General features: G+C 44.9%; 1 protein-coding gene. It reads right to left on the bottom strand.

Features of this window, described 5'->3' with window-relative positions; translation table 11 throughout:
• Positions 1 to 538, bottom strand: a 538-nt coding sequence (locus R7Q48_RS28925; RefSeq protein ID WP_318133793.1) for a DUF2254 family protein, incomplete at its 3' end; no start/stop codon positions are given.
• Between the last annotated feature and the right edge of the window lie 65 nt (positions 539 to 603).

The following is a 603-nucleotide window of genomic DNA, read 5'->3' as shown; positions in this document are numbered from 1 at the left end:
GAATCGCGCTTAATAGCGCTTGTTCCACATTTGAGGTGGTTTCCGAGACTCTACCAAGTACAGATAGGTGCTGAATCCAGCGAAGTAGAGTCAGGATGATCATAATGATCACCACCATGGTTACGATGAACAAATAGATCTGTGCCTGCTCGTGATAGGCGCCAATGCCAAGTGCGATGATGCCTACCAAACTAAACAAGAATGAGCCAAGAAAAGTCGCCAGAGCATTTTGCGTTGTGCTGTCTTCCATCAATAGCTTGGTAGCTCTAGGAGTGACCCCTGCACTGGCCGCGCTGTACGCTGAAACCATAATGTTGAGTGAAAACGTCGTCACCGCCAGCATCGACGTCGCGAGAATATTCAATATGTTATTCAGCAGCTCATTACTGACATTGATGGTGGGAGGCAGGGTAATAAATTTATTTAAAACAATAGAGATCAGGGCGGTTACAACAGCAAGTAAGGCGAAAAGTGATGTACGAACCCACAGTTTGCGTGTCATTTGTTTAAGCAGCCACTGCCATTTGGAGCCGGTCATTCTCATGTGCCTCTTATCTTTAGTGAGAAAGTCGATAGGAAATTCAAAACGTTATTCTTTGTTTA

It is taken from the genome of Vibrio sp. 378 (assembly GCF_033339435.1).
The sequence above is the reverse complement of the archived record's forward strand: the minus strand, read 5'-3'. Positions and strand labels throughout refer to the sequence as shown.